General features: G+C 62.5%; 21 protein-coding genes. 10 read left to right on the top strand and 11 right to left on the bottom strand.

All coding sequences use genetic code 11. From position 1 onward, the window contains the following. Nucleotides 1-7 precede the first annotated feature (7 nt). Complete coding sequence (locus SKA58_RS10270) at nucleotides 8-2,044, top strand: putative bifunctional diguanylate cyclase/phosphodiesterase (protein ID WP_009822357.1); 2,037 nt, start codon at nucleotides 8-10, stop codon at nucleotides 2,042-2,044. A 62-nt stretch (nucleotides 2,045-2,106) separates the two neighbouring features. On the opposite strand, the gene metK is transcribed toward SKA58_RS10270, so the two are convergent. Genes metK through SKA58_RS10255 form a run of 3 tightly spaced genes read right to left on the bottom strand, consistent with a single transcriptional unit; the run spans nucleotide 2,107 to nucleotide 5,564 of the window. Then, nucleotides 2,107-3,312 carry a methionine adenosyltransferase gene (gene metK / locus SKA58_RS10265; protein ID WP_009822356.1) on the bottom strand — a complete coding sequence of 402 codons (1,206 nt, stop codon included), beginning with the start codon at nucleotides 3,310-3,312 and terminating at the stop codon, nucleotides 2,107-2,109. A 60-nt stretch (nucleotides 3,313-3,372) separates the two neighbouring features. Beyond that, nucleotides 3,373-4,962, bottom strand: coding sequence for an apolipoprotein N-acyltransferase (lnt, locus tag SKA58_RS10260; protein ID WP_009822355.1), 1,590 nt, complete (start codon nucleotides 4,960-4,962; stop codon nucleotides 3,373-3,375). After that, nucleotides 4,929-5,564 (bottom strand): YqaA family protein, encoded by a 636-nt coding sequence (locus SKA58_RS10255; protein ID WP_009822354.1) that lies wholly within the window; start codon nucleotides 5,562-5,564, stop codon nucleotides 4,929-4,931. Before SKA58_RS10255 ends, lnt begins: the two co-directional genes overlap by 34 nt. 159 nt (nucleotides 5,565-5,723) lie before the next feature. On the opposite strand from SKA58_RS10255, the gene SKA58_RS10250 reads away from it, so the two are divergent. Together SKA58_RS10250 and SKA58_RS10245 are read left to right on the top strand one after the other, a co-directional pair. Further along, nucleotides 5,724-6,479: a hypothetical protein gene (locus SKA58_RS10250; protein ID WP_009822353.1), complete on the top strand. Its 756-nt coding sequence runs from the start codon at nucleotides 5,724-5,726 to the stop codon at nucleotides 6,477-6,479. Between the two features lie 80 nt (nucleotides 6,480-6,559). Next, nucleotides 6,560-7,153, top strand: coding sequence for a DJ-1/PfpI family protein (locus tag SKA58_RS10245; protein WP_009822352.1), 594 nt, complete (start codon nucleotides 6,560-6,562; stop codon nucleotides 7,151-7,153). A 103-nt stretch (nucleotides 7,154-7,256) separates the two neighbouring features. On the opposite strand, the gene SKA58_RS10240 is transcribed toward SKA58_RS10245, so the two are convergent. Both SKA58_RS10240 and SKA58_RS10235 read right to left on the bottom strand, forming a co-directional pair. Further along, complete coding sequence (locus SKA58_RS10240) at nucleotides 7,257-8,423, bottom strand: pyridoxal phosphate-dependent aminotransferase (protein WP_009822351.1); 1,167 nt, start codon at nucleotides 8,421-8,423, stop codon at nucleotides 7,257-7,259. A 118-nt stretch (nucleotides 8,424-8,541) separates the two neighbouring features. Further along, on the bottom strand, nucleotides 8,542-9,702 hold the full coding sequence (locus SKA58_RS10235; RefSeq protein WP_037542963.1) for a pyridoxal phosphate-dependent aminotransferase: 1,161 nt from the start codon (nucleotides 9,700-9,702) through the stop codon (nucleotides 8,542-8,544). Between the two features lie 169 nt (nucleotides 9,703-9,871). On the opposite strand from SKA58_RS10235, the gene ptsP reads away from it, so the two are divergent. The 6 genes from ptsP (at nucleotide 9,872) to ftsH (ending at nucleotide 17,466) form a co-directional block, all read left to right on the top strand. Further along, nucleotides 9,872-12,148 (top strand): phosphoenolpyruvate--protein phosphotransferase, encoded by a 2,277-nt coding sequence (ptsP, locus tag SKA58_RS10230; RefSeq protein ID WP_009822349.1) that lies wholly within the window; start codon nucleotides 9,872-9,874, stop codon nucleotides 12,146-12,148. A 73-nt stretch (nucleotides 12,149-12,221) separates the two neighbouring features. Further along, complete coding sequence (locus SKA58_RS10225; protein WP_009822348.1) at nucleotides 12,222-13,073, top strand: helix-turn-helix domain-containing protein; 852 nt, start codon at nucleotides 12,222-12,224, stop codon at nucleotides 13,071-13,073. Between the two features lie 158 nt (nucleotides 13,074-13,231). Next, on the top strand, nucleotides 13,232-14,164 hold the full coding sequence (locus SKA58_RS10220) for a hypothetical protein (RefSeq protein WP_009822347.1): 933 nt from the start codon (nucleotides 13,232-13,234) through the stop codon (nucleotides 14,162-14,164). After that, the gene (tilS, locus tag SKA58_RS10215; protein WP_009822346.1) at nucleotides 14,155-15,099 is read left to right on the top strand and encodes a tRNA lysidine(34) synthetase TilS; all 945 of its coding nucleotides are present in this window, start codon (nucleotides 14,155-14,157) and stop codon (nucleotides 15,097-15,099) included. Before SKA58_RS10220 ends, tilS begins: the two co-directional genes overlap by 10 nt. Before the next feature lie 125 nt (nucleotides 15,100-15,224). After that, complete coding sequence (locus tag SKA58_RS10210; RefSeq protein WP_009822345.1) at nucleotides 15,225-15,416, top strand: hypothetical protein; 192 nt, start codon at nucleotides 15,225-15,227, stop codon at nucleotides 15,414-15,416. Between the two features lie 100 nt (nucleotides 15,417-15,516). Continuing rightward, entirely contained in the window at nucleotides 15,517-17,466 is a 1,950-nt protein-coding gene (gene ftsH, locus SKA58_RS10205; RefSeq protein ID WP_037543366.1) for an ATP-dependent zinc metalloprotease FtsH, read from the top strand. 435 nt (nucleotides 17,467-17,901) lie between these two features. Here the strand turns inward: ftsH and grxD are convergent, their stop codons facing one another. From grxD to SKA58_RS10175, 6 genes are all read right to left on the bottom strand, one after another. Beyond that, nucleotides 17,902-18,234, bottom strand: a complete 333-nt coding sequence (gene grxD, locus SKA58_RS10200; protein WP_009822343.1) for a Grx4 family monothiol glutaredoxin — start codon at nucleotides 18,232-18,234, stop codon at nucleotides 17,902-17,904. A gap of 55 nt (nucleotides 18,235-18,289) precedes the next feature. Continuing rightward, nucleotides 18,290-18,523: a BolA family protein gene (locus tag SKA58_RS10195; RefSeq protein ID WP_009822342.1), complete on the bottom strand. Its 234-nt coding sequence runs from the start codon at nucleotides 18,521-18,523 to the stop codon at nucleotides 18,290-18,292. A 14-nt stretch (nucleotides 18,524-18,537) separates the two neighbouring features. Continuing rightward, the gene (locus SKA58_RS10190; RefSeq protein ID WP_009822341.1) at nucleotides 18,538-18,861 is read right to left on the bottom strand and encodes a DUF1476 domain-containing protein; all 324 of its coding nucleotides are present in this window, start codon (nucleotides 18,859-18,861) and stop codon (nucleotides 18,538-18,540) included. A 57-nt stretch (nucleotides 18,862-18,918) separates the two neighbouring features. Further along, nucleotides 18,919-19,524, bottom strand: coding sequence for a 3-isopropylmalate dehydratase small subunit (leuD, locus tag SKA58_RS10185; protein ID WP_009822340.1), 606 nt, complete (start codon nucleotides 19,522-19,524; stop codon nucleotides 18,919-18,921). Nucleotides 19,525-19,633: 109 nt separating this feature from the next. After that, nucleotides 19,634-21,085, bottom strand: a complete 1,452-nt coding sequence (gene leuC / locus SKA58_RS10180; protein WP_009822338.1) for a 3-isopropylmalate dehydratase large subunit — start codon at nucleotides 21,083-21,085, stop codon at nucleotides 19,634-19,636. A 99-nt stretch (nucleotides 21,086-21,184) separates the two neighbouring features. Beyond that, nucleotides 21,185-21,871: a glutathione S-transferase family protein gene (locus SKA58_RS10175; protein WP_009822337.1), complete on the bottom strand. Its 687-nt coding sequence runs from the start codon at nucleotides 21,869-21,871 to the stop codon at nucleotides 21,185-21,187. A 203-nt stretch (nucleotides 21,872-22,074) separates the two neighbouring features. On the opposite strand from SKA58_RS10175, the gene SKA58_RS10170 reads away from it, so the two are divergent. Continuing rightward, the gene (locus SKA58_RS10170; protein WP_009822336.1) at nucleotides 22,075-23,889 is read left to right on the top strand and encodes a DUF885 domain-containing protein; all 1,815 of its coding nucleotides are present in this window, start codon (nucleotides 22,075-22,077) and stop codon (nucleotides 23,887-23,889) included. Nucleotides 23,890-23,936: the final 47 nt, after the last annotated feature.

Raw genomic sequence — 23,936 nt, 5'->3', positions numbered from 1 at the left:
CGGCGCGATGCGCGGCGTCGGGGAGATACAGACAGTGGGCGGGGACGCCACATCGGCGACACAGCATAGCCTGTTCATTCTATCACTGGGCGACCGTGACGGCCTGTCGCAGGCGGCGCGGGCGATTGGGTGGCGCAGTATCGGCGCACGCCGGGCTCGGGACGCGCCGCAGCGCTTCCTGCGAAGCGAGGCCCAGGTCGCGCTCATCGATCTGCGCAGCGATGCCGACGTCGACGCGTTGCTGACGCCTTTGGTGCCTGCGATGGAGGCGGGCGGCGGCGCGCTGGTCGTGCTGCTCGATTCCGGCGAGGAGGCCCGGGTTCCGGCCCTGCTGGCCGCCGGTGCCACGCATTTCCTGCTGGCGCCCTTTAGTCCCGATGGATTGCGCGCGGTTCTTCTGTCGGCGCAGCGTCTGGTCGAGCGGCTGGGCGGGGAGCAGGGCGCGCGGCATCGGGCGCAGCGAATAAGGCGGGGGGATGCGCTCTACTGGCAATTGGGCAGCGATGGACTGTTGCGGGTCAGCGACGCGCTCGCGCGGCACCTGGCGCTAGATGCGCCGACATTGGCTCCCGCGGCCCTGGTGCGGCATTTGCCGCGGGCCGAGCGCATTGGCGTGCTGACGGCGTTGCGCGCTATGGCGCGCACCGGGCGGCCCGCGTCCCTGGCCCACGGACTGCCGGAACGGCCGGGGGACCGCCTGGTCCACCATCTGCGCATTGAAGACGGGCAGGTCGCGGCCGATGTCGAATGGCTGTCCGACCAGCATGAGCGCGACAGCAGCAGCCGCGACTATCTTACCGGTCTGCGATCGCGACAGGCCGCGCTCGACTGGTTGGACCGGCGGACCGGGTTGCCGACCACTATCCTGCTGCTGTCGATCAGCCAGTTCGAACGGATGAACGCGGCCTATGGGCAGGTAGTGGGCGACGCGCTGCTCGGCCGGATCGCGCGGCGGATCGAACGCATGGTCGATGATGTCGCACCCGGCGCGATGGTGGCGCGGATCGCCGGGACCGAATTTCTGGTCGGCCTTGCAGGCGAGCAGGGGAATGGCGATCGGGCGACATTTCTGGCGCGCCAACTGATCAGTGCGATCGGGCGGCCCTTCAGCGCGGGCGATCACCTCATTCGCCTGATCGCGCGGTGTGGTATCGCGCAGGCGCGCAGCGAAGATGATGCGACCCATTTGCTGCGGCGCGCGGGCATGGCGCTGGCTGACGCGCGGCAGGCTGGCGGTGAAGGCATCAGGATATTGTCGGCCGAAAAACAAAGTCGGCAGGTTGATCCCGATCGGCTGGAAACCGACCTGCGTCTTGCGCTGGATCGGGGCGAAATCTGTATCGTGTTCCAGCCGCAATATCCGGTGAATTCGGAGATCATCAGCGGGGTTGAGGCGCTGGCCCGCTGGAACCACCCCCATTACGGCCCGCTCGGCGCAGGCATCCTGTTCGCGACGGCCGAACGGTCCGATTATATGTTGCCGCTGTCCGCGCATATATTGGGTGAGGCGTTGCGGCAGGCGGCGGCCTGGCCGCGTGCCTTGTCCGGCCTTCGCCTGTCGATCAATGTCACCGCCGCAGATATCGCCCAGCCGCAATTCATGCCCGACTTGCTCGACATGGTCGACCGGAGCGGGTTTCCCCGGGCGCGGCTGACGGTCGAAATCACTGAAAGCGGGCTGATCCACGACGTTGATGCCGCCGCCGCGCTGCTGCGCGCTCTACGCACCGAAGGGCTAGCGGTGGCCATCGACGATTTCGGCACCGGCTATTCCAGTCTGGCCTATTTGAAATCCCTGCCGCTGGATTATCTCAAGATCGACAGTGGTCTGGCGCAGGATATTGCCGGCACCGCGCGGGACAGGATCATCGTGCGGGGCATCATCCACATGGCCAAGTCCTTGGGGCTCAAGGTCATCGCCGAAGGTGTCGAAACCGAAGAGCAGTTGGACCTGCTGGCGCGCGAGGGGTGCGATTATTACCAGGGGTTCTTGCGGTCGGCAGGCATATCTTCGGCCGAACTGGTGGCGCTGGTTCTCGCATAAGGAAAAGGCGCGGGATCGCTCCTGCGCCTTTTCCAGTTTTGCCTTGTAGACGAAAGTCCGGCTTACAGCGAGGCTTTGAGCTTTTCGACCAGATCGGTCTTTTCCCAAGGGAAAAAATCGCCCTCAGGCTTGCGCCCGAAATGGCCATAAGCAGCCGTCGGCTGATAGATCGGTTTGTTAAGGCCCAGATGCGTGCGAATGCCGCGCGGGGTCAGGCCGCCCAGTTCCTTGAGCGACTTGATTGCGTCCTCGATCCTGTCGTCGCCCACCGTGCCGGTGCCATGCGTGTCGACATAGAGGGACAGCGGTTCGGCGACGCCGATCGCATAGGCAATCTGGATTGTGCAACGCTGGGCAAGACCTGCGGCCACGACATTCTTGGCGAGATAGCGCGTGATATAGGCCGCAGACCGGTCGACCTTCGTCGGGTCCTTGCCGCTGAAGGCGCCACCGCCATGGGGTGACGCGCCGCCATAGGTGTCGACGATGATCTTGCGACCGGTAAGGCCCGCGTCGCCATCCGGCCCGCCAATTTCGAAGCTGCCAGTCGGGTTGATGTGGTAGACTGTTTCGTCCGAAAGCAGATCGGCGGGAATGACCTTGGCCACCACGTCCTTCACATAAGCCTTGAGTTCAGCCTCCTTATCACCCTGATCATAGCCCTTGGCATGCTGAGTCGATACCACGATCGCGGTGCAGGCGACCGGCTTGCTGCCTTCGTACCGCAGCGTGACCTGGCTCTTGGCGTCTGGTTCCAGGAAGGGGGCTGCTCCGGAGTGGCGATCGGCCGCCATGGTTTCCAGAATCTTGTGGCTGTAATAAAGGGTGGCAGGCATCAGGTCGGGCGTGTCGTTGGCGGCGTATCCGAACATAATACCTTGATCGCCAGCGCCTTCGTCCTTGTTGCCGCTTGCATCCACGCCCTGCGCGATGTGCGCGGACTGAGCGTGGAGGTTATTTTCAAAGCGCAGAGTTTCCCAATGGAAACCATCCTGTTCATAACCGATCCGCTTCACCGTTTCGCGAACGGTGCGTTCAATTTCTTCCTGCGCGCCAGGCGCCCAGGCGCCGTTTTCATAGACGCCCTTGCAGCGGATTTCGCCGGCCAGAACAACAAGCTGTGTCGTCGTGAGCGTTTCGCAGGCAATGCGCGCTTCGGGGTCTTTGGACAGGAACAGGTCGACGATCGCGTCGGAAATCTGGTCGGCGACCTTGTCGGGATGACCTTCGGATACGGATTCGGACGTGAAGAGGTAGTTTGAACGCATGGTTGCTCCAGTCTGATGCTGTGTCTGCGTATAAAGAAATCTTTATGTGCAGCGGGTGCCTTAGCGGCTGCGTCGTCGTGTTGCAACGGCGGCACCCAATAACCCCAGGGTGAACAAGGCAGGGAGAAAGTTGCCGAAGCGCGAAAATGGCGTGGGCGCCAGCGCCGGCGGAAGGCCGCTATCCAGATAGCCCGCGCGATTTGGGGCGATGGAGCGGACGATTTGGCCACGGGCATCGATGATGGCCGACACGCCGGTAGGCGTTGATCGGATGATGGGCATCCCTTCCTCCAGTGCACGCAAACGCGCCTGGGCGAGGTGCTGGACCGGTCCCCAACTGCCGAACCAGGCATCGTTGGACGGGTTGAACAGGAATGCGGGACGGTCGTCCCGGTCGATTACCTGACCCGAAAAGATGATTTCGTAGCAGATCTGGACGCCCATTTTCAGCGATGGCCGTCCAAGCGTCGCGGGCAAGGTCAGACTTTGTGGGCCGGGCCCTGGCCAGAAGTCCGCGTCGCCAGGCACCAGGCGTGACAGGCCGATGGGCTCCAATATGTGCCGCATCGGCAGATATTCCCCATAGGGAACCAGATGCGCCTTGGAATAGCGGCCGGCGATCGTCGCTTGCGGCGTCACGATCCACACACTGTTGTTGGCACCGGCCAGTTTGCTGACGGGAACGCCATTCTGATCGACCGTCTTGAAATAGACCTTGTCCCCGCCGGTCAGGAGCAGATCGCCCGGTCCCAACAGGCCTGCGAGCCGCGCACGCCAGTCGGGTTCCATGTCGAGATAGGCGGGTATGGCGGCTTCGGGCCAGAAGATGAGGCGGGGTGCCGGGCGCGGCGCGCCGGACAAGATACGCAGCTTCTCGAAGTTGCGATATTCGGCCTCGACCGAATATTTCTCTTCCTGGCCGATATTGGGCTGGACCACGCGCACGCGCGGCGCGCCACCGGGTGTCAGTGGGGCAGGGGTGATCCAGCCGATCAGGGCCAACAGGACGATCGGTGCTGCAATCACGCCGCCCAGCCGTGCCTGACCATGAACGGCGAACATCAACGCGCCTGCGGCCAATATCACCAGCGCGCCAAGCCCATAGGTGCCGATCACGGTTGCCGAAATGGCGGCGCCCGTTGGCAACAGGATGACGCCAAGCGGATTCCAGGCAAATCCGGTAAACAGCGTCGCACGCAGAAATTCCGTGACGATCCAGCAGGCCGCAAGCATGAAGAGCGAGGCTGTCGGGGACAGCGCGAAGCGATGCGTCATCCACCAAGCGCCCAACGTCGCCAGCCCCGGATAAACTGCCAGATACAGCGAAAGAAGGATCACGGCGCCATAACCGAACCAGTGCGGCATGGCATCCTGGAAGGTGAAGGCGTGCGCGATCCAGTTGAGGCCAAGCGTGAAATGCCCCACGCCGAACAGCCAGCCGCGCAGGAAGGCGGTGCGGCGGTCGGAGGCTTTGGCGATCAGGATGATGAGCGCAGCCAGACACACCAGCGTCACCGGCCAGAGGCTGAGCGGGGCGAACCCGGTGGCGGACAAGAGCCCTGCCAGCAGCGCTGCAACCTTTGGATGACGGTCAAAGGCGGCCTGGATCATGGCGATCAGCGGACCCTGTCCATGGTCGCGCTGGAGCATGCGTCGCTCTTGCCTTGCGTTCCCGAGAAGGCGGACACCGCAAGGAATCCGGCAACGATCAGGATCAGGAAGGCGGCGGAAAGCAGCGCCAGATATTTTTCGATGAACGCCTTGATGGGGCGACCGAATTTCCAGAACAGGATGCCGACCAGCATGAACTGAAAACCGCGGCTCAGGATACTGGCCCAGAGGAAGGTGAAGAGAGGCAGACCGATAAAACCGGCGGTGATGGTGATCAGCTTGAAGGGGATGGGCGTCGCGCCCTTGATCAGGATGATCTCCGCGCCATAGTCCCGCAAATAGCAGGCTGCGACCGGAAATTTTTCCGCCAGGCCCAGGGCGTTAAGAATCTGGGTGCCGATCGCTTCGTAGAGGAAATAGCCGATCGCATAGCCGAACAGCCCGCCCAGCACCGACGCGATGGTGCAGATCAGCCCGAACCGGATCGCGCGTTCCGGCCGGGCCAGGCACATGAGGCCGAGCAAAGGGTGCGGCGGGATAGGGAAAAAGCTGGATTCCATGAAGCTCACGGCGAAGAGCCAGCGTTCGGCATGGCGGTGCGCGGCTTTCGCCAGCGTCCATTGATAGAGCCTGTTGAGCATCGCGGGCCACCTAGCCGAGAAGCCGGCGCGCTGCCAGTGGTTTCGCCAGCTTCGTCATGTTGTGTAACCGACTGGTCGGCCGTGACGTCAGACGGCGTTGACGCCGCCGCGCCGTCTGGGCAAGACCGGCTTCCCTTGTCGTCTGTTTGGTCCGCACGCTTGAATATCTCTTCGATTCCCTGGGACAAGGTGCGGCAACGGGCGGGCGGCGTGACGTTCGCGCTGGTGCTCAATCTGCTGCTGTTGCTGGCGCTCTTCACCCTCTCGCCGTCTTTTCAGCCGCCCAAGATGGACCCGCGCCTGCCGGTCACTTTCGAAACGGAAGCAGGCCCAAAAGCTGCCAAGGAAGAAGCAAAAGCGGAAAAGGCGGAACGGAAGGAAAAAAGCAAGGCAGAGCCGCAGAAGGTGGAGGACCCCGTCGTTCGACCGCCGGTCAAGGTCGAAAAGCCGGCCGAGCAGCCACCATCCCCTTTTCCGTTCCTGACGCTCAATCGCGAGCAGATGGCGTCGGCCGACATTGGCAAGATGCCTTCGCGTGCGCCGGGCGAAGGCGCGGCAGGACAGGGAGACAGCGCGGCCGTCGCCGGGCCGGGCGAAGGTCCTGGCGGGGTTCAACTGTTCGAGGCGGAATGGTATCGGCGGCCGACCCATGCGGAATTGTCGCCCTATCTGCCCAATGATGCGCCGGCCAATGGCTGGGGGCTGGTGGCGTGCAAGACCATCGACCATTATCATGTGGAAAATTGCCAGGTGATGGGGGAATCTCCGATGGGGTCGGGCTTTGGTCGTGCCGTGCGGCTGGCCGCCTGGCAATTTCTTGTCCTGCCGCCGCGCGTCAACGGCAAGGTGATGGTGGGCAGCTGGGTGCGCATCCGCATCGACTATAGCCGGCGCACCGCGCCCTCCGGCGGCTAGGGGCCATTGCTGCCGGGGCGGCCCGCGCGCTCATATCGTCTCGGGGTCTAGACCCCCCGTCAAGAACGGGAGGCAAATTCATGCAAATAGCGATCCTGACTTTTGATGGGTTCAACGAACTGGACAGTTTCGTCGCGTTGTCGCTGTTGAACCGCGTGCATGGCTGGCGCGCGACCATCTGTGCGCCGAACGCCACGGTCACGTCGATGGGCGGCGTTACGGTGACGGCCGGAGCGAGGCTGAACGAACTGCCGGATATGGATGCCATCGTTGTAGGAAGCGGCGTGCGGACGCGCCAGATCGCGGCGGATATGGAGTTGATGGCGCGGCTGCAGCTTGACGCTGCCCGGCAATTGATCGGTGCGCAATGTTCCGGCGCGCTGCTTCTGGCGGCGCTTGGCCTGCTGGGCGATGGGCCGGTCTGCACTGACGTCACGACCCGTCCATGGATAGAGGCCGGTGGCGCGAGCGTGATAGATGCGCCCTTTCACGCCTCCGCCAATGTCGCCACGGCGGGTGGATGCATGGCGGCCTATTATCTTACCGCCTGGATGATCGCGCACGGGGCGGGGGAGGCGCAGGCGCGGTCGGTGATCGATTATGTGGCGCCGGTGGGCGAGAAAGAGGCGACGGTTGAGCGCGTGATGGGCGTGGTGTCGCCCTTCCTGGCTTGATTTGACGCCACTAGGAGATTGAAAGGGTCGCCTTGGGCGTCCCCGTCATCAAAAGGGCGTCCGGCAAGCCAGACGCCCTTCGCTTTGGGATCAGAATATCAGGTCAAGCGGTGTAGACCTTTTCCACAGCGGCGCGGAACTTCGCCATGTCTTCGGCCGAACCCACGGTGACGCGCGAGACGGTGGGCCAGATGGGCCAGTTGCGACCGATCTGCACCTTTTCGGGCGTGGCGAGCATCGCAGCCTGCATGTCCTTGGCGGGCTTTTTCCAGTCCATCATGAACATGTTGGCCTGGCTGCCCGTCTGCACATCAATGCCCTTCTTGGTCAGCCACGCGATGGTTTCTTCGCGGTTGGCGATCATTTCCTCGCGGCGGGCCTTGATCAGCGCGGCTTCGGGGTAGACCGCATTGCCGCACGCCATGGCGGTGATGGACAGGCCGCCCGCCGTCGGGCCGAACAGCATGATCCGCTTCTGCAATTCGGGATCAGCGAAGGTCAGGCCCAAGCGCACGCCCGCCATGCCGAATAGCTTGGAGAAGGTGCGCATGACGACCAAATCCTTGCGCCCCGCCACCAGCTTTGCCGCACTCGGCGCTTCGGAGAAATGGATATAGGCTTCGTCCACCAGCAGGACCGAATCCTTGGGCTTGTTGGCAAGCAGCCATTCGATGTCCGCGAGCGGCGTCACCGTGCCGGTCGGATTGTTGGGCGTGCAGATATAATAGAGGCCGGCATTGGGATTGGCAGCCAGCATCGCCTTGACGTCATGGCCCGCGCCCGGCGCTTGAGGCGCCTTCGCGATCGGTGCCTTGAGATAGTCGGCGGTGCGCCATGCCGATTCGAACGTGGGATCGGCAGTCACCAGCCCCTTGGTGGGCGAGCAGAAGGCGGCGACCGTGCTGACCAGCGGACCGCCCGAACCGGGCCAGAGCATCACATGGCTTTCGGGAATGCCCTCTACCGAGGCGACGGTCTTGACCAGGTCGCCGCGATAATTGTCGGGATCATACCAGTTGCCGAGCGCAGCGGCCTTCGCCGCGGCATCGACGCCCGAAGGGAAGGGGCCGGTCCAGCATTCGTTGGAGCCGATGCGCACGGCCCCGGCGACGCCACGCGCGGCCTGCTGCTGCGCCTGGGCCGCTCCGCCTAGCAGTGAACTGGCTGCGACGCCCGCTCCCACCAACGCGGCAACTTCCGCGATCTGGCGGCGCGAATAACCGCGTTCCATCAGGTCTTCCCTGGCATCCTTGTTCAGCATCATGGTCATATCGTCCGTCCCCGTTCTGCAAGAAGCACACACAGACGAAAGACGAAGCGGCGGCACATTTCCGCAATGTGCCGCCGCCTGATCATGATATTATTTTGCGCGTATGGGACGCCGCGTCTTACGCCGTCCAGACCTTGTCTACGGCCGCATTGAAAGCGTCCATTTCCTCCATCGATCCGACAGAGACGCGCGAGACATTGGGCCAGATCGGCCAGTTGCGTCCGATCTGAACCTTTTCGGCCAGGATGGCGGCCTGCATTTCCTTGGCCGGCTTGCCCCAATCGACCATGAACATGTTGGCTTGACTGCCCGGAATGACCTTGATCCCCTTGGATTTCAGGTGACTGACCGCCTTGTCACGGGCAGCGATCATTTCCGCCCGACGCGCCTTGATAAGGTCGGCCTGGGCTACGGAAACGGTGCCGGCGGCGACCGCTGTCATCGGCAGCATTGCCGTCACCTGCCCGCCATCATACCGCATCATCTTCTGCATCAATGCGGGGCTGGCGAAGGTCAGGCCGAGCCGCATGCCCGCCATCCCGAACAATTTGGAAAAGGTGCGCAAGACCAGTACGTCGTCCCGTGATGCCGCCAGCTTGGCGGCATTGGGTCCATCGAACCAGTGGATATAGGCTTCATCGACGACCAGGATCGAATCCTTGGGCTTGTTATTGGCCAGCCATTCGATGTCGGCCAGTGGCGTTACGGTGCCCGTGGGGTTGTTGGGCGAACAGATATAATAGACCCCGGCATTGGGATCGGCCGCCAGCATCGCCTTGACGTCATGGCGATAATCGCTGGTCAGCGGAACCTTCGTGACCTTGGCGCCCAGCCAGTCGCCGGTGCGCCAGATCGCTTCATAGGTCGGATCGGCCGTTACGATGCCGCGCGCGGGCGAGGCATAGGCGACTGCCACGCGGCTCAGCGGATCGGACGATCCGGGCCAGGCGGTGACATGGTCGACCGGAATACCTTCGACTGCGGACACCGCCGCGAACAATTTCTGATGCTCGCTGTCCGGTTCGTACCGATTGCCTTCATTGACCAGCTTGTACGCGGCTTCCGCCGCGACGGGGAAAGGGCCGGTCCAGCATTCATTGGCGCCAATGCGCACGGCGCCCTCGACCGGCTTGGCCGCCTGCTGTGCGGCCGCGCCGGTAACGCGCAGAGTTGCGGTCGCAGCGCCGAGCAGCGCCGCCGCCTTGGCCAGTTGGCGGCGCGAATAGCCGCGGTCGATGAGATCCTGTTCGAAATGAGTCATATCTGGTTGGGTCGCCATGGTCCTGTCTCCCTGCGGGCCGTGCGTGGAAAGGCCGTCCCTCCTTTGGACGAACCTATCGATTGTTTCCGCCATGTGAATGGCGGACTGTCTTGTTGAGACGATTTTTAGCCGTCCTTTGGATGCACGAATCTTGGCACTCTTCCGGTCAATCTGTTAGCGCTTGTCCATGCCAACGACGCCCGCCGCAGCCGCCCGCCAGATCCTTGTCCTGCTGCAGGAGGTGATGGCGTCGCGCAACAGCGCCCAGGCCAAGCTCAACAAGGTCGTGGAGATCATCGGCCAGTCGCTCTCAAGCGAGGTCTGTTCGATTTATCTGGTGCGTGAAGGCGTGCTGGAACTGTTTGCCACGCGCGGCCTGAAACAGGAAGCGGTCCATGTCACGCGGATGGCCATGGGGGAGGGGCTGGTGGGCCTCATTGCCACCAATGTCGAGACGCTGAACCTGGACGAGGCGGCGGCGCATCCCGACTTTTCCTATCGCCCTGAAACCGGGGAGGATCGCTTTCACAGCTTTGCCGGCGTGCCGATCGTCCGGCGCGAGCGGTCGATCGGCGTCTTGTGCGTGCAGCATGTGGAGCCGCGCCGGTATGAAGAAGTCGAGATCGAGGCGTTGCAGACGGTCGCAATGGTGCTTTCCGAGCTGATCGCCAATGCTGAACTGGCCGATGACGGTCCGGCCGATGCCCGCGTCGCGGAAACGGGCACCACCATCTTGCAGGGATTGCAGCTGGTGATGGGCATGGCGCGCGGCCATGCGGTGTTCCACCAACCGCGAATCCATGTCGAACATACGGTCGCGGAAGATACGGAGGCCGAACGCGCGCGGGTCATTTCCGCTTTCGCCAAGATGCGCGAGCAGATCGACCGGATGACCGGCGCGGCCGAGTTCGGAACTGAAGGCGAGCATCAGGAGGTGCTCGAAACCTACAAGATGTTCGCCTATGACGAAGGCTGGATCCGGCGCATCAACGAGGCCATCGACAGCGGCCTGACGGCCGAGGCGGCGATCGAGCGGGTTCAGCAGCGAACCCGCATGCGCATGCGGCAGATTGACGATCCGCTGTTGCAGGATCGCATGCATGACCTCGAGGATATGGCGAATCGGCTGCTCCGCATCGTGTCGGGGCAACTGGGGACCGCGGCGCAACTGGGCTTGCGTCAGGACGCCATATTGATCGCCCGCAATCTGGGCCCGGCGGAATTGCTGGAATATGACCGTCGGCGGTTGAAGGGCGTGATCCTGGAGGAAGGGTCGCTGACCGCCCATGTCACCATCGTTGCGCGCGCCATGGGCGTGCCCGTTCTGGGGCGTGTGCGGGATGTTCGCCACAAGCTGAACGAGGGCGACCTTATTCTGCTGGACGTTGCGGAGAACACGGTGCTGATCCGCCCTGGTCCCGACATGGACGAGGCGTTCGAGAACAAGCTGCATGTAACGCAGAAGCGTCGCGCGGAATTCGCCGCGATGCGCGACCTGCCGTCCGTGACCACCGATGGGCAGCGCGTCGAATTGATGGTCAATGCAGGCCTGCGCGAAGACGCGCAGGCGCTGGACCTGGTCGGAGCGGACGGCATCGGCCTGTTCCGCACCGAATTCCAGTTCCTGGTGTCCGCCACGTTGCCGCAGCGCGAAAAGCAGCAGCGGCTTTATAAGGATGTGCTGGACGCGGCGGGCGATCGTCCGGTCATTTTTCGCACGGTCGATATCGGCGGTGATAAGGCGCTGCCCTATATGCAGCGCGATGGTGACGAGGAGTTGGAGGATAACCCGGCCATGGGATGGCGCGCCTTGCGCCTTGCGCTGGATCGCGATGGCCTGATGAAGGCGCAGGCGCGCGCGTTGCTGGAGGCGAGTGCGGGGAAGGTGCTCAATATCATGTTTCCGATGGTGTCGGAGCCTTGGGAATATGAGGCGGCGCGCGATCTGGTGGAGCATCAGCGCGAATGGCTGCAAGGTCATCGGAAAAAGCTGCCGATTGCAGTCAAATATGGCGCGATGCTCGAAGTGCCGGCACTGGCCGAAGTGCTCGACCTGCTGCTGCCGCGCGTCGATTTCCTGTCGATCGGCACCAATGACCTGACCCAGTTCCTGTTTGCCGCGGACCGTGCCCACCCAAAGCTGGCGGAACGCTATGACTGGCTCAGTATCGCGATCCTGCGATTTCTGGACAGGGTCGTTCGCGCCTGCGTCGCGCATCAGGTGCCGGTCGGCGTATGCGGCGAAATGGGCGGGCGAACGCTGGAGGCGATGGCGCTGATCGGCCTTGGCATCCGGCGTCTGTCGATCACGCCGGCATCGGTTGGCCCGGTCAAGGCGATGATCCGCGCTATCGATGCCACGCAGCTGCAATCGACGATGCGTGAATGGCTTGATAGCGGCGCGCCGGACATACGCGAACGGTTGACGCAATGGGCGTCCGACCGTGACGTGGAACTGACCTGAAACGGCGGGACTGGCGTTGACAACGCCCGTCCCGCAATGAGACAAGGCCGACCATCACAGGTCGCGGAGCAACATGGCAGAAGAACCAGACATTGAACCCGGCGCGACGCCGGTGGAAGACACGCAGCCCAAGACGCCCGGCGCGAAGCTGCGCGCCGCGCGAGAGGCGCAGGGGCTGTCGCTTCAGGACGTGGCCACGCGCACGCGCATTGCATTGCGGCAACTTGAGGCGGTCGAGCGCGACGATTATGGCGCGCTGCCGGGCATTCCTTACGCAGTCGGTTTTGCCCGGGCCTATGCGCGCGCTGTCGATGTAGACGAAGTGGCCATCGCCGCTGAGGTGCGGGAAGGCGTCCACGGTTCCGATCTGGGTGCTAACCGCTACGAGGCATTTGAACCCGCCGATCCGGCGCGGGTGCCGTCGCGCACGCTGGCCTGGACGCTGGCGGCGGTCGTCCTGCTGCTCATCGGCGGTTATATCATCTGGCGCACGCAATTGTTCACGCCGCCGACCAGCGAGGATATTGCCGCCGATGCGCCGGCCCGACCCTCGGCGCCTCCGCCGGGCAGTGCCGTCGCGCCCATTCGCCAGGTGCCGCAAACCGTCGTCTTCACGGCGGTCGATGATGTCTGGTTGCGGATCGTGGACGAAGCGGGCGAGCGCCTGAAGGACGGGACGATGAAGAAGGGCGAAAGCTTCACTCTTCCTGCTGGCGCGCGCAATCCCACGATTTTGACTGGACGCCCTCAGGCCCTGAGCGTCACGGTAGGCGGAAAGCCGGTGCCGCCCCTGGGTGCTGCGGATCGCACCATTGCAGATGTCCCCGTGAACGCTGAAGCGCTGCTGGCACGCGCTGCGCCAGCCGGGCAGCAATCGGGTACGCCGGCAGGCGGGCAGGCCGTGCCGGCAGCATCTGCGAACTGACAAGACAGAAGGTCCTGCTTTACGGCAGGCAATTAGGCTTTATGGTTAAGAATGCATGCGTTCACCTCAGCGGGGAGTTGGGCGTTGCAGCTTGGAAGTCATGCGCTCACCGGCCGCAAGGATATGTCCGTGCCGGGTCGCAGCAGTCGGGGAACGTCATGCGTCACGCCTTTTTCGCGTCAACAGCCTTCATCGGAAGCGCGATGATCGCCCTTGCCTCGCCGGTCGTGGCACAGACCAGCGTCGAGGGGCGCGTGGACCGGCTGGAAAAGGAAATGCGCGCGGTGCAACGCAAGGTATTTCCTGCCGGCACGCCGATTGAGGCGGACATCACGCGGCCGGCGGCACCACAGCCTTCGCCCGGTACGCCCGCATCGTCCCCGATCGCTGATCTGACCGCGCGCGTGAGCGCGTTGGAATCGCAATTGGCTTCGATCACGGGCCAGGTGGAGGAAAACAGCTACAAGCTGCGCCAGCTCGAAGAATCCTTCACGAAATACAAGGCTGAGACCGATGCGCGCATGGCACCCGCTGCGGCGCCTCCCGCAATGACGCCAACGGCATCATCCAACGCGAGCGCTGCGCCAGCGCCCGCTGAACCAACGCCAGCCAAGCCTGCCGCCGCCAAACCCTCAGCGCCGGCTGGTGCCAGCGAGGCGCGCAAGACGGCAGTCGCGGCGATCGAGCGGCCCAATAGCGGCGACGAAGCAAATGACGCTTACACATATGGTTTTCGCTTGTGGGACGCCAAATTCTATCCGGAGGCGCAGGCGCAGTTGAAAGCCACTGTCGACAAATATGGGGACAACTCGATCGCCAGCCGCGCGCAGAATTTGCTTGGCCGCGCCTATCTGGATGACGGCAAGCCAGCGCTCGCCTCCGTTGCCTTTTACGAAAATTACCAGAAGCGCCCCCGCGGCGATCGCGCCGCAGATAGCCTGGCCTATCTGGGCGAAGCCCTCATTCAGCTGAAAAAGCCGGCGGACGCCTGCAAAGTCTATCAGGAATTGGATCAGGTCTATGGAACCAGCCTGTCATCGGGCCTGCGCACGATGATGGACAAGGGGCGCGCCCAGGCGAAGTGCAACTGACAGGCGACAGTGCCGCGTTTCAGACGCGGCTGGTCGATGCGACATCCGCGCTGGTCGGCGATGATCCGGCGATCCGCTTTGGCATAGCCGTTTCCGGCGGGCCGGACAGCATGGCTTTGCTTTGCCTCGCCGCGTCCGCCTTCCCGGGGCGCGTAGCCGCGGTGACGGTTGATCATGGCTTACGGCGGGAATCTGCTGACGAGGCAGCGTTGGTGGCGCGATGGTGTGTCGCGCATGGCATCGAGCATGTAACACTGCCCGCAGATGCGACAGTGACAGGTAATGTACAAGCGTGGGCGCGGACCACGCGCTACCGATTGATGGAGGCCTGGCGCGCGTCTCACGCCATTGACTGGATCATGACCGCCCACCACGCAGACGACCAACTCGAAACGCTGGTGATGCGCCTCAACCGGGGATCGGGTATCGGAGGACTTGCGGGGGTGCGCGCTGTTTCGGGGCGCGTGATCCGGCCGTTGCTCGGGGAACGCAAGGCCATGTTGCAGGCGTTTGTCGATCGCGAAGGCCTGCCTTATGTGCAGGACCCATCAAACCGTGACAGGCGTTTCGATCGGGCCACCCTGCGCATGGCGCTATCCGGCGCGACATGGTTGGATGCACAGGCCGCTACGCGCAGTGCGGCAGCCCTGGCGGATGCAGAGGCGGCGATCCTGTGGAGCGTCACCCAATTGGCCGATCAATATATTCGCGCGGATGGTGACGGATGGAGGCTCGTGCGCACCGACTTTCCGCGCGAATATCTTCGCCGCCTGGTCCTGCACATGCTGACGCTGGCCGGCTCGAAGCCGCCGCGCGGCGAAAGCCTCGATCGCGCCCTGCAGGCAGCGGCAACAGGGCATCAGGCCAGCCTGGGCGACTGGCTGCTGAAGGGGGGAGCCATCTGGACATTACGGCCCGCTCCTCCCCGCAATTGACGGCGCGAAAAAGGTTCCACAGGATAGCGCGCCTGCCTAACGCTTCGCCGATTTTTTCCGCAGAATGGCAGTCGGTTAACCATCGCTATGCTATCGAGCAGGCTTTCTGGCAGGACTATTCGTGCATGTTTGAATTTGCGGCCCTATCCTATGGCCTGTTGGCGAGCGTCATCCTCTCGGCTGCCCAGCGCAATCGAAATCTGGCGCGGCCCCATCCGCCGCTGCTGCTCTACATCGGATATCTGCTCTGCGGCCTGTCCGCGGGTTTAGCTTTAGCGCTCGGCTATCTCGCGCTGACCATCGCTGGGCTCGTTTGACCGTCGACTCGCCCTGGTAAATCCCATGTCGTACACGGGCGTGCGCTGTGCTTGCGCTTTTGCGGGCGTGCCCTATCTTGGCGGGTGAAAGAGAGTGATGATGAACGACGAGAAAGACCCGCAGGGCAATCCCTGGATCAAGAGCGCGATGATTTGGGCAGGCGTGATCGTTGCCCTGTTGCTGTTCGTTTCACTGTTCGACAGCCGCACCGCCACGACGGCGGGCACCGGCATCGCCTATTCCGAATTCCGATCCAAAGTGCAGGAAGGGCAGGTCAAGGACGTGGCCATCGCGCCTGACCGCATCACTGGCACATTGTCGAGCGGGCAGAAGTTCAGCACCGTTCCGGTCAATGATCCGGGCCTGCCTAAGATGCTGGACGACTTTAATGTCAAATATTCGGGGCAGGCGGAGGAACAGCCCAGCTTCTGGATGATCCTCATCTATCAGTCGCTTCCATTCCTGCTGATTCTGGGCATCGCCTTTTTTGTCCTGCGTCAGATGCAGAAAGGCGGCGGTGCTGGCGGGGCGATGGGCTTTGGCAAATCCAAGGCCAAGCTGCTGACCGAAAAGCACGGCAAGGTGACGTTCGACGACGTCGCTGGGATAGACGAGGCGCGTGAGGAACTTCAGGAGATCGTCGAGTTTCTGAAGGACCCAAGCAAATTTGCGCGTCTGGGCGGCAAGATTCCCAAGGGCGCGTTGCTGGTCGGGTCGCCGGGCACGGGCAAGACCTTGCTGGCACGCGCAATCGCTGGCGAGGCGGGCGTTCCCTTCTTCACCATTTCAGGTTCGGACTTTGTCGAAATGTTCGTGGGCGTTGGCGCCAGCCGCGTACGTGACATGTTCGAACAGGCGAAGAAGAATGCGCCGTGCATTGTCTTCATCGACGAAATCGACGCGGTCGGCCGGCATCGTGGCGCGGGCCTGGGCAACGGTAATGACGAGCGCGAGCAGACGTTGAACCAGCTGCTGGTCGAAATGGACGGCTTTGAAGCCAATGAGGGTATTATCATCGTCGCGGCCACCAACCGTCCTGATGTGCTTGACCCTGCGCTGCTGCGTCCTGGCCGTTTCGACCGTCAGGTCGTGGTGCCGCGTCCCGACATCGATGGCCGTGAAAAGATTCTCGCCGTGCACATGAAGAAGGTTCCGCTTGCCCCGGACGTCGACCCCCGCACCATCGCGCGCGGCACGCCGGGTTTCTCGGGCGCGGACTTGGCCAACCTGGTCAACGAAGCGGCGTTGATGGCTGCTCGGCGGGGCAAGCGCCTGGTCGCCATGGACGAGTTCGAGGCCGCGAAGGACAAGGTGATGATGGGCAGCGAGCGTCGCTCGATGGTCATGACCGACGACGAAAAGAAGATGACCGCCTATCATGAAGCGGGCCATGCGATCGTCGCGATGCATGAACCCGCCTCCGACCCGATTCATAAGGCGACCATCATTCCGCGTGGCCGCGCTCTGGGCATGGTCATGCGCCTGCCCGAACGTGACAGCTACAGCTATCATCGCGACAAGATGCATGCGAACATGGCCGTCGCCATGGGCGGGCGCGTGGCCGAAGAAATCATCTTCGGCTATGACAAGGTGTCATCGGGCGCTTCGGGCGATATCCAATATGCCACCAAGCTGGCCCGCGACATGGTGACCCAGTGGGGCATGTCCGACAAGCTGGGCCCGCTGCAATATGAAGAACAGCAGGGGGAAACCTTCCTCGGCTATTCGCAAAGCCAGCGCGTGCATATGTCGGACGAGACGGCCAAGCTGATCGACAAGGAAATACGCGGTTTGGTCGAGCAGGGCTACGCCCGCGCGCAGGACCTGTTGAAAGGTCATGAGGACCAGTTGCACCTTCTCGCCAATGCCATGCTGGAATATGAGACGCTGACCGGCGAAGAAATCAAAACGCTGCTCGAGCAGGGCGAGATCACGCGAGACGACGGCACCACGATCAAGCCTTCGGTCATTCCGGCGGTTGGTTCGTCCATACCCCGGATCCGCAAGCGCAAAGGTCCGTTTGGCGATCCTAAGCCTGCTGGCGCATAAGCTAATCAGCGCATGAATAATGAGGGCGCGGCCGTGAGGTCGCGCCCTTTCTTGTGCCATTTTGCCAGCGTCGTGAGAACGACGCCGCTTATCATTTGACCGCCGCTGCGCGCTGCCGGCTCTTATTCGTAAGCGTCCGGGCTGAAAGGGAGCGCAATGCAAGGAGGGAATGCACGCGCCAGCCTTGAACCGCAACGCATCATGCGGACTGCATAAAGCTTTTTGCCGGCCATCTCCTCACCGAAGAGGCGATCCGCAACCGCCACAATTAGCGGGATGAAGGCGCAGCTTCCTCTGTGCAAAGGTGCATCTTGGACTGCTCAAGAGCGGATATTGGGGCAGGCGAAAGACGCAACCACAGGTTTCGAATATGACCGGTACAAAAAAAGGCGGCCCGCGTCGCGGACCGCCTCTTTAAATATATCCCATCGCCGTTCAGTTGGCTGGAGCGACGCCCTGGTCAGTCATGAGCTGGCTAAGTTCGCCCGCTTCATACATTTCCATCATAATGTCGCTGCCGCCGACAAACTCGCCCTTCACGTACAGCTGCGGGATCGTCGGCCAATCGGAATAGGCCTTGATCCCCTGGCGGATAGCCTGATCCTGCAGCACGTCGACCGTCTCGTAGCCCACGCCCAGATGCTCCAATATGGCGATAGCGCGGCTGGAAAAACCGCATTGGGGAAAGAGCGGGGTGCCCTTCATGAACAGCACCACATCATGGCCACTTACGATCTGCGCGATCCGCTGCTGCACGGCGTCGGTCATTATAGTCATCCAATTCTTTCTGTCGCGACCCTGTTGGGCGCATTCTCACCCTGCGTTAGTTGGGAACCGCCGTCGTCAGTTGCAAGGCGTGGAGAACACCGCCCATGCGCCCGCCAAGGGCGGCATAAACCGCGCGCTGTTGCGCGACCCGGCTCATCCCACGGAAACTTTCCGACACGACGCGCGCGGCATAATGGTCGCCATCGCCTGCCAGGTCCGTAATTTCGACCTGGGCATCGGGAATCGCAGCACGAATCATCTGCGCAATATCATCAGCGGCCATGGGCATCGTCGTCGCGCCCCTTACTGTGCTTCGATGAACATACGACGGGCGATCACCGCCTGTTCTTCCAACGCCGCGCGTACGCCCGCTTCGTCTATGGTGATCCCGGCTTGCGTCATGTCGCCAAATAATTTGCGAATGACATCTTCATCGCCGGCTTCTTCAAAGTCGGCCTGGACGACGGCCTTGGCATAGGCGTCGGTTTCCTCGGGCGTCAGGCCCATCTTCGCTGCGGCCCATTCGCCAAGAAGCCGGTTGCGGCGCGCCTGGATCCGGAACTCCATCTCCTGATCATGCGCGAACATATTTTCGAACGCTTTTTCGCGATCGTCGAAGGTGGTCATGTGTTTATGCCCCGTTGGATGGCCTGTTGCGAAAATGTGATACGGACAAGCAGCGAATTACGCAACGGCCCGAGCAGGGGAGGGGGCGATCCAGGGCCGTTCCTGCGCTTGTCGCGCTTCATAGCTGTCGATATTGTCGGCCTGTCCCAATGTCAGGCCGATTTCATCCAGCCCACCGAGCAGACAATGTTTGCGGAAAGGGTCAATTTCAAAGCGAAAGCGGTCCTGAAAAGGCGTGGTGACGCTTTGCGCTTCCAGATCGATATGGATGGGATCGGTCTTTGCAACCTGCATCAGACGATCGACCGCTTCTTGCGGCAGGACGACCGTCAAAATGCCGTTCTTGAACGCGTTGCCCGAAAAAATATCAGAAAAGCTGGGCGCAATCACCACCTTAATGCCAAGGTCCGCCAACGCCCAGGCGGCATGTTCGCGACTGGACCCGCATCCGAAATTGTCGCCAGCGATCAGGATCGGGCTGCCGGCATAGTCGGGATCGTCAAAAACGTTGCCCGGTTCCTTGCGCAGCACTTCAAATGCACCTTCGCCAAGGCCGCTGCGCGAAATCGTTTTGAGCCAATGGGCGGGAATGACGATGTCGGTGTCGACATTCTTCATTCCAAACGGATAGGCCCGTCCTTCGACCGTAGTCAGTTTGTCCATCAGTTCGCCTTCTGAACCTCAGACGCCGGCGTGTCTTCGGCGCGGCCCAGCGTTGCGGCCATCGCCGCGCTGGCCAATGCGCCCATTGTCAGCAGCCAGAAAATCTTCTTCATGCGACCATCCCCTTTTCTGTCGTCATCAATTCCCGAACATCGGTCAGCCGCCCCGTGATGGCTGCGGCGGCGGCCATGGCGGGCGAAACCAGATGCGTGCGCGACCCCGGTCCCTGGCGGCCCATGAAATTGCGATTGCTGGTGGACGCGCATCTCTCGCCGGCCGGCACTTTATCAGGGTTCATGCCCAGACAGGCGGAACAGCCGGGCTCGCGCCATTCAAAGCCTGCCTCCAGGAATATGCGATCAAGCCCTTCGGCCTCCGCCTGCGCCTTGACCAGGCCCGATCCGGGCACGACCATGGCATGCTTGATGCCGGGCGCGACATGGCGGCCTTTCAGCAAAGCGGCGGCGGCGCGCAGATCCTCAATCCGGCTGTTGGTGCAACTGCCAATGAAGATATGTTCGATGGGAACGTCCTGCATACGCTGCCCGGCGGTAAGGCCCATATAATCCAGCGATTTGCGGGCCGCATCCTGCTTGCCGGCATCCTGGAAGCTGGCGGGATCGGGAACGATACCGGTGATGGCCACGACGTCTTCGGGGCTGGTGCCCCAGGTGACGGTGGGCACGATATCAGCGGCGTCGATCACAACCGTCTTGTCGAAGGAGGCGCCTTCGTCGGTGGCCAATGTTTTCCAATAGGCGACGGCGGCGTCCCAATCCGCCCCCGCAGGGGCCATCGGTCGACCTTTCAGATAGGCGAAAGTTTTGTCATCAGGCGCAAACAGGCCGGAACGCGCGCCGGCTTCGATCGACATGTTGGCGACGGTCAGCCGCCCTTCGATAGACATGTCGCGGAAAACCGAGCCGCGATATTCCATGACATGGCCCGTTCCACCCGCCGTGCCGATCGCACCGCAGATCGCCAGCGCCACATCCTTGGGCGTAACGCCGGGGGCGAGTTCGCCTTCGACCACCACTTCCATGGTCTTGGATTGCTTGAGCAGCAAGGTCTGCGTCGCCAGCACATGCTCGACCTCGCTGGTGCCGATACCAAAAGCCAAGGCACCAAGCGCGCCGTGCGAACTGGTGTGGCTGTCGCCGCAGACCAATGTGGTGCCCGGCAGGGTAAAACCCTGTTCCGGGCCGACGACATGCACGATCCCTTGTTCAGGGTCCGCGTCGCCGATCAGGCGGACGCCAAATTCCGGTGCATTGCGTTCCAGCGCGGCCAGTTGCTGCGCGCTTTGCGGATCGGCAATCGGAATACGATTGCCTGCTGCATCGCGGCGCGGCGTGGTGGGCAGATTGTGGTCGGGCACGGCCAGCGTCAGATCGGGACGACGCACCTTGCGACCGGCCAGTCGAAGCCCCTCGAACGCCTGCGGGCTTGTCACCTCATGGACGAGGTGACGATCGATATAGATGAGGCAGGTGCCATCGGGGCGTCGCTCGACGACGTGCGCGTCCCAGATTTTTTCATAAAGGGTGCGAGGCTTAACCATGATGCTTCCCCCTAGACCCCTCCCGCCAAAGGGAAAAGGGGGAATGCGACCGAATTACCCTGTTTTTGCTCAGGGAGGGGCAAGAAAGTTACGCCGCTGTCATCCATCCCGATAATCAGCGATGATCCTGCCCGCGCTGCCGATCTCCGCCTCATGGCTTTCCTCACGCCAGGTTTCGGCGAGAGCTTCCATCTCCCACTGCTTCATCGCGGGATGGCTCAGCATATGATCGACCCATCCCTGTGCTGCCGGACCGACATCAAGGCCATAGCTGCGCACCCGGAATGCGACGGGAGCGAAAAAGGCATCGATCGCGGTGAAGGCTGCGCCTGCCAGGAAAGGCCCGCCGAACCGCTCCAGCCCCTGTTCCCACAATTCGCGCACGCGGGCGATATCCCGTCCCAGTGCGGGGGAATGGATATGCGGCTCTACCCGCACACCCACATTCATCGGGCAATCGCTGCGCAGTGTGGCAAATCCGCTGTGCATTTCGGCCACCGCACATTGGGCAAAGGCGCGGGCTGCTTCGTCCGCCGGCCAGACGCCGGCGTGGCGATCGGCGAGGTAAAGTGTGATGCCAAGGGAATCCCAGACAGTCCTATCGCCATCGATCAGCGCGGGCACTTGGCCCGTGGGCGAAAAGCTGCGGAAGGCCGCGTAGTTGCTGGCGGCCGCGAACGGCTCGATCCGATCGTCGAACGACACACCCAGCGCCTGCATCAAAACCCATGGGCGCAGCGACCAACTGCTATAATTGCGATTTGCGGTGATGAGCGTGTAGGTCATGACGCGATGCTCCGGTGCATTTGTTGGGGACGGCATAGCGGATCGGCACAGCCCGATATAGCCGTAACCATTCGGACCTTAGGGCAGCGGATCATGTTTGCATGGGCTACGCCCCTAGCCAAATGCCTGATCCAACGGCACAAGGATGGCACCCCAGGCGATGCATTTGTGTCGCTTCCTCCCCAATATGGAGTTGTCCAGTCGTGAACCGACGCCAATTTCTCGCCACCAGCGGCGCCAGCGCCATTGCTGCGGCCACGCCCAATCTCTTTGCGCAAACCGGCAGCGCCGACACGCAATTTCGCGCCATGCTCGACCAGTTTTTCTATGAGCGGCTCGAATCGTCGCCGGAAAGCGCAACGCGTCTTGGCCTCGACACCGGGCCGCGCGCCGCTCTGCGTGGGCAACTGAGCGATACCAGCGCTGCTGGCGTGGCCAAGGACATGGCGCGCGTGAAGGCGCAGGCGCAACGGCTTGCCAGCGTCGATCGTTCGAAACTCAGCGACTCCAGCCAACTCGATTATGATGTTCTGTCCTATCAGTTCGATCGGACGCTGGGCGGCGAACAATTTGGCTATGGGGAAACCATGGGCCGTTACGCACCCTATATTCTTTCGCAGCTGACAGGCAGCTATCGCGAAATTCCCGATTTCCTTGATTCGCAGCATCGGGTGAAGGATGCTGCCGATGCCGACGCCTATCTGTCGCGCCTGGAGGCCTTTCCGGCCGCGATGGACGGCGAACTGGAACGGCAGAAAGCTGACGCCGCCCGTGGCGTCTTCGCACCCGACTATATTCTCGACACGACAATGAAGATGCAGGCTGCTTTGCGCGACCAGCCAGCGGCGCACACGGTGCTCGTCACATCTTTCGTCAAGAAACTCAAAGATGCAGGCCTGCCGCCAGAGCGCGCGGCGCAGGCCGAGAAGATCGTGGCGGAAAGCATCTTCCCCGCCGTCGATCGCCAGCGCGCGCTGGTTAAGGATTTGCGGGCAAAGGCGGTGCATGATGCAGGCTGCTGGCGTTTGCCCGATGGCGAGCAATTCTACGCGAACGCCGCGGAGGCGGCGACGACGACCAAGCTGACCGGCGATGAAATTCACCGCATTGGCCTCGATCAGGTTGCGCAGATCAGCAGCCGGATCGACGGCATCCTTAAAGGCGAGGGGATGACCCAGGGCAGCGTGGGCGAGCGGCTGGTGGCGCTCAACAAGCGACCTGACCAGCTTTATCCCAACACCGACCCGGGCCGTGAGGCCTTGCTGGCCCAGCTCAATCGCCAGATCATTGCCATGAGCAAGCGTCTGCCCGAAGCCTTTTCGGCCAATACGCTGCCCAAGGCACCAGTCGAGGTGCGCCGCGTGCCGGTGACGATCCAGGCGGGCGCGCCGGGCGGTTACTACCAGAACGCATCTCTCGATGGCTCACGTCCGGCCATCTACTATATCAACCTGCGTGACACGTTCGATCGGCCGAAATTCGGCCTCGCGACGCTGACCCATCATGAGGCCGTGCCGGGGCACCATCTTCAGGTATCGGTCGCGCTGGAGTCCGATGCCATTCCGCTGATCCGACGGCGCGGTGGCTATAGCGGTTACTCGGAAGGCTGGGCGCTCTATTCAGAACAGCTGGCCGACGAAATGGGCATGTATGAAGGCGATCCACTGGGTCAGGTGGGCTATCTGCAATCGCTGCTGTTCCGCGCGACCCGTCTGGTCGTCGATTCAGGCATGCATGCCAAACGCTGGAGCCGTGAAAAGGCTACGGACTTCCTGATCGCTACGACTGGCATCGCGCGCGGACGAAGCCAGGGCGAGATTGATCGATATACGGTGTGGCCGGGCCAGGCGTGCAGCTACAAAATCGGCCATACCGTCTGGAATGACCTGCGTGAGGAGGCGAAGCAGCGCCAGGGTGCCGCCTTCGACATCAAGCAGTTCCACGAAGTGCTCACGCTTGGCGCGATGCCCCTCGACATATTAAAACAGACAGTGCGCCGGCGCGCGGGCATCGCCTGACAAAGACATGACCTGATGGAGCCTTACGTCGGCAAGGCTCCGTCAGG

This window comes from Sphingomonas sp. SKA58, assembly GCF_000153545.1.
GTDB classification, from domain to species: Bacteria; Pseudomonadota; Alphaproteobacteria; order Sphingomonadales; family Sphingomonadaceae; genus Sphingobium; species Sphingobium soli.
Note: the sequence above shows the minus strand (reverse complement) of the source record. Positions and strands in the feature narration are given on the sequence as shown.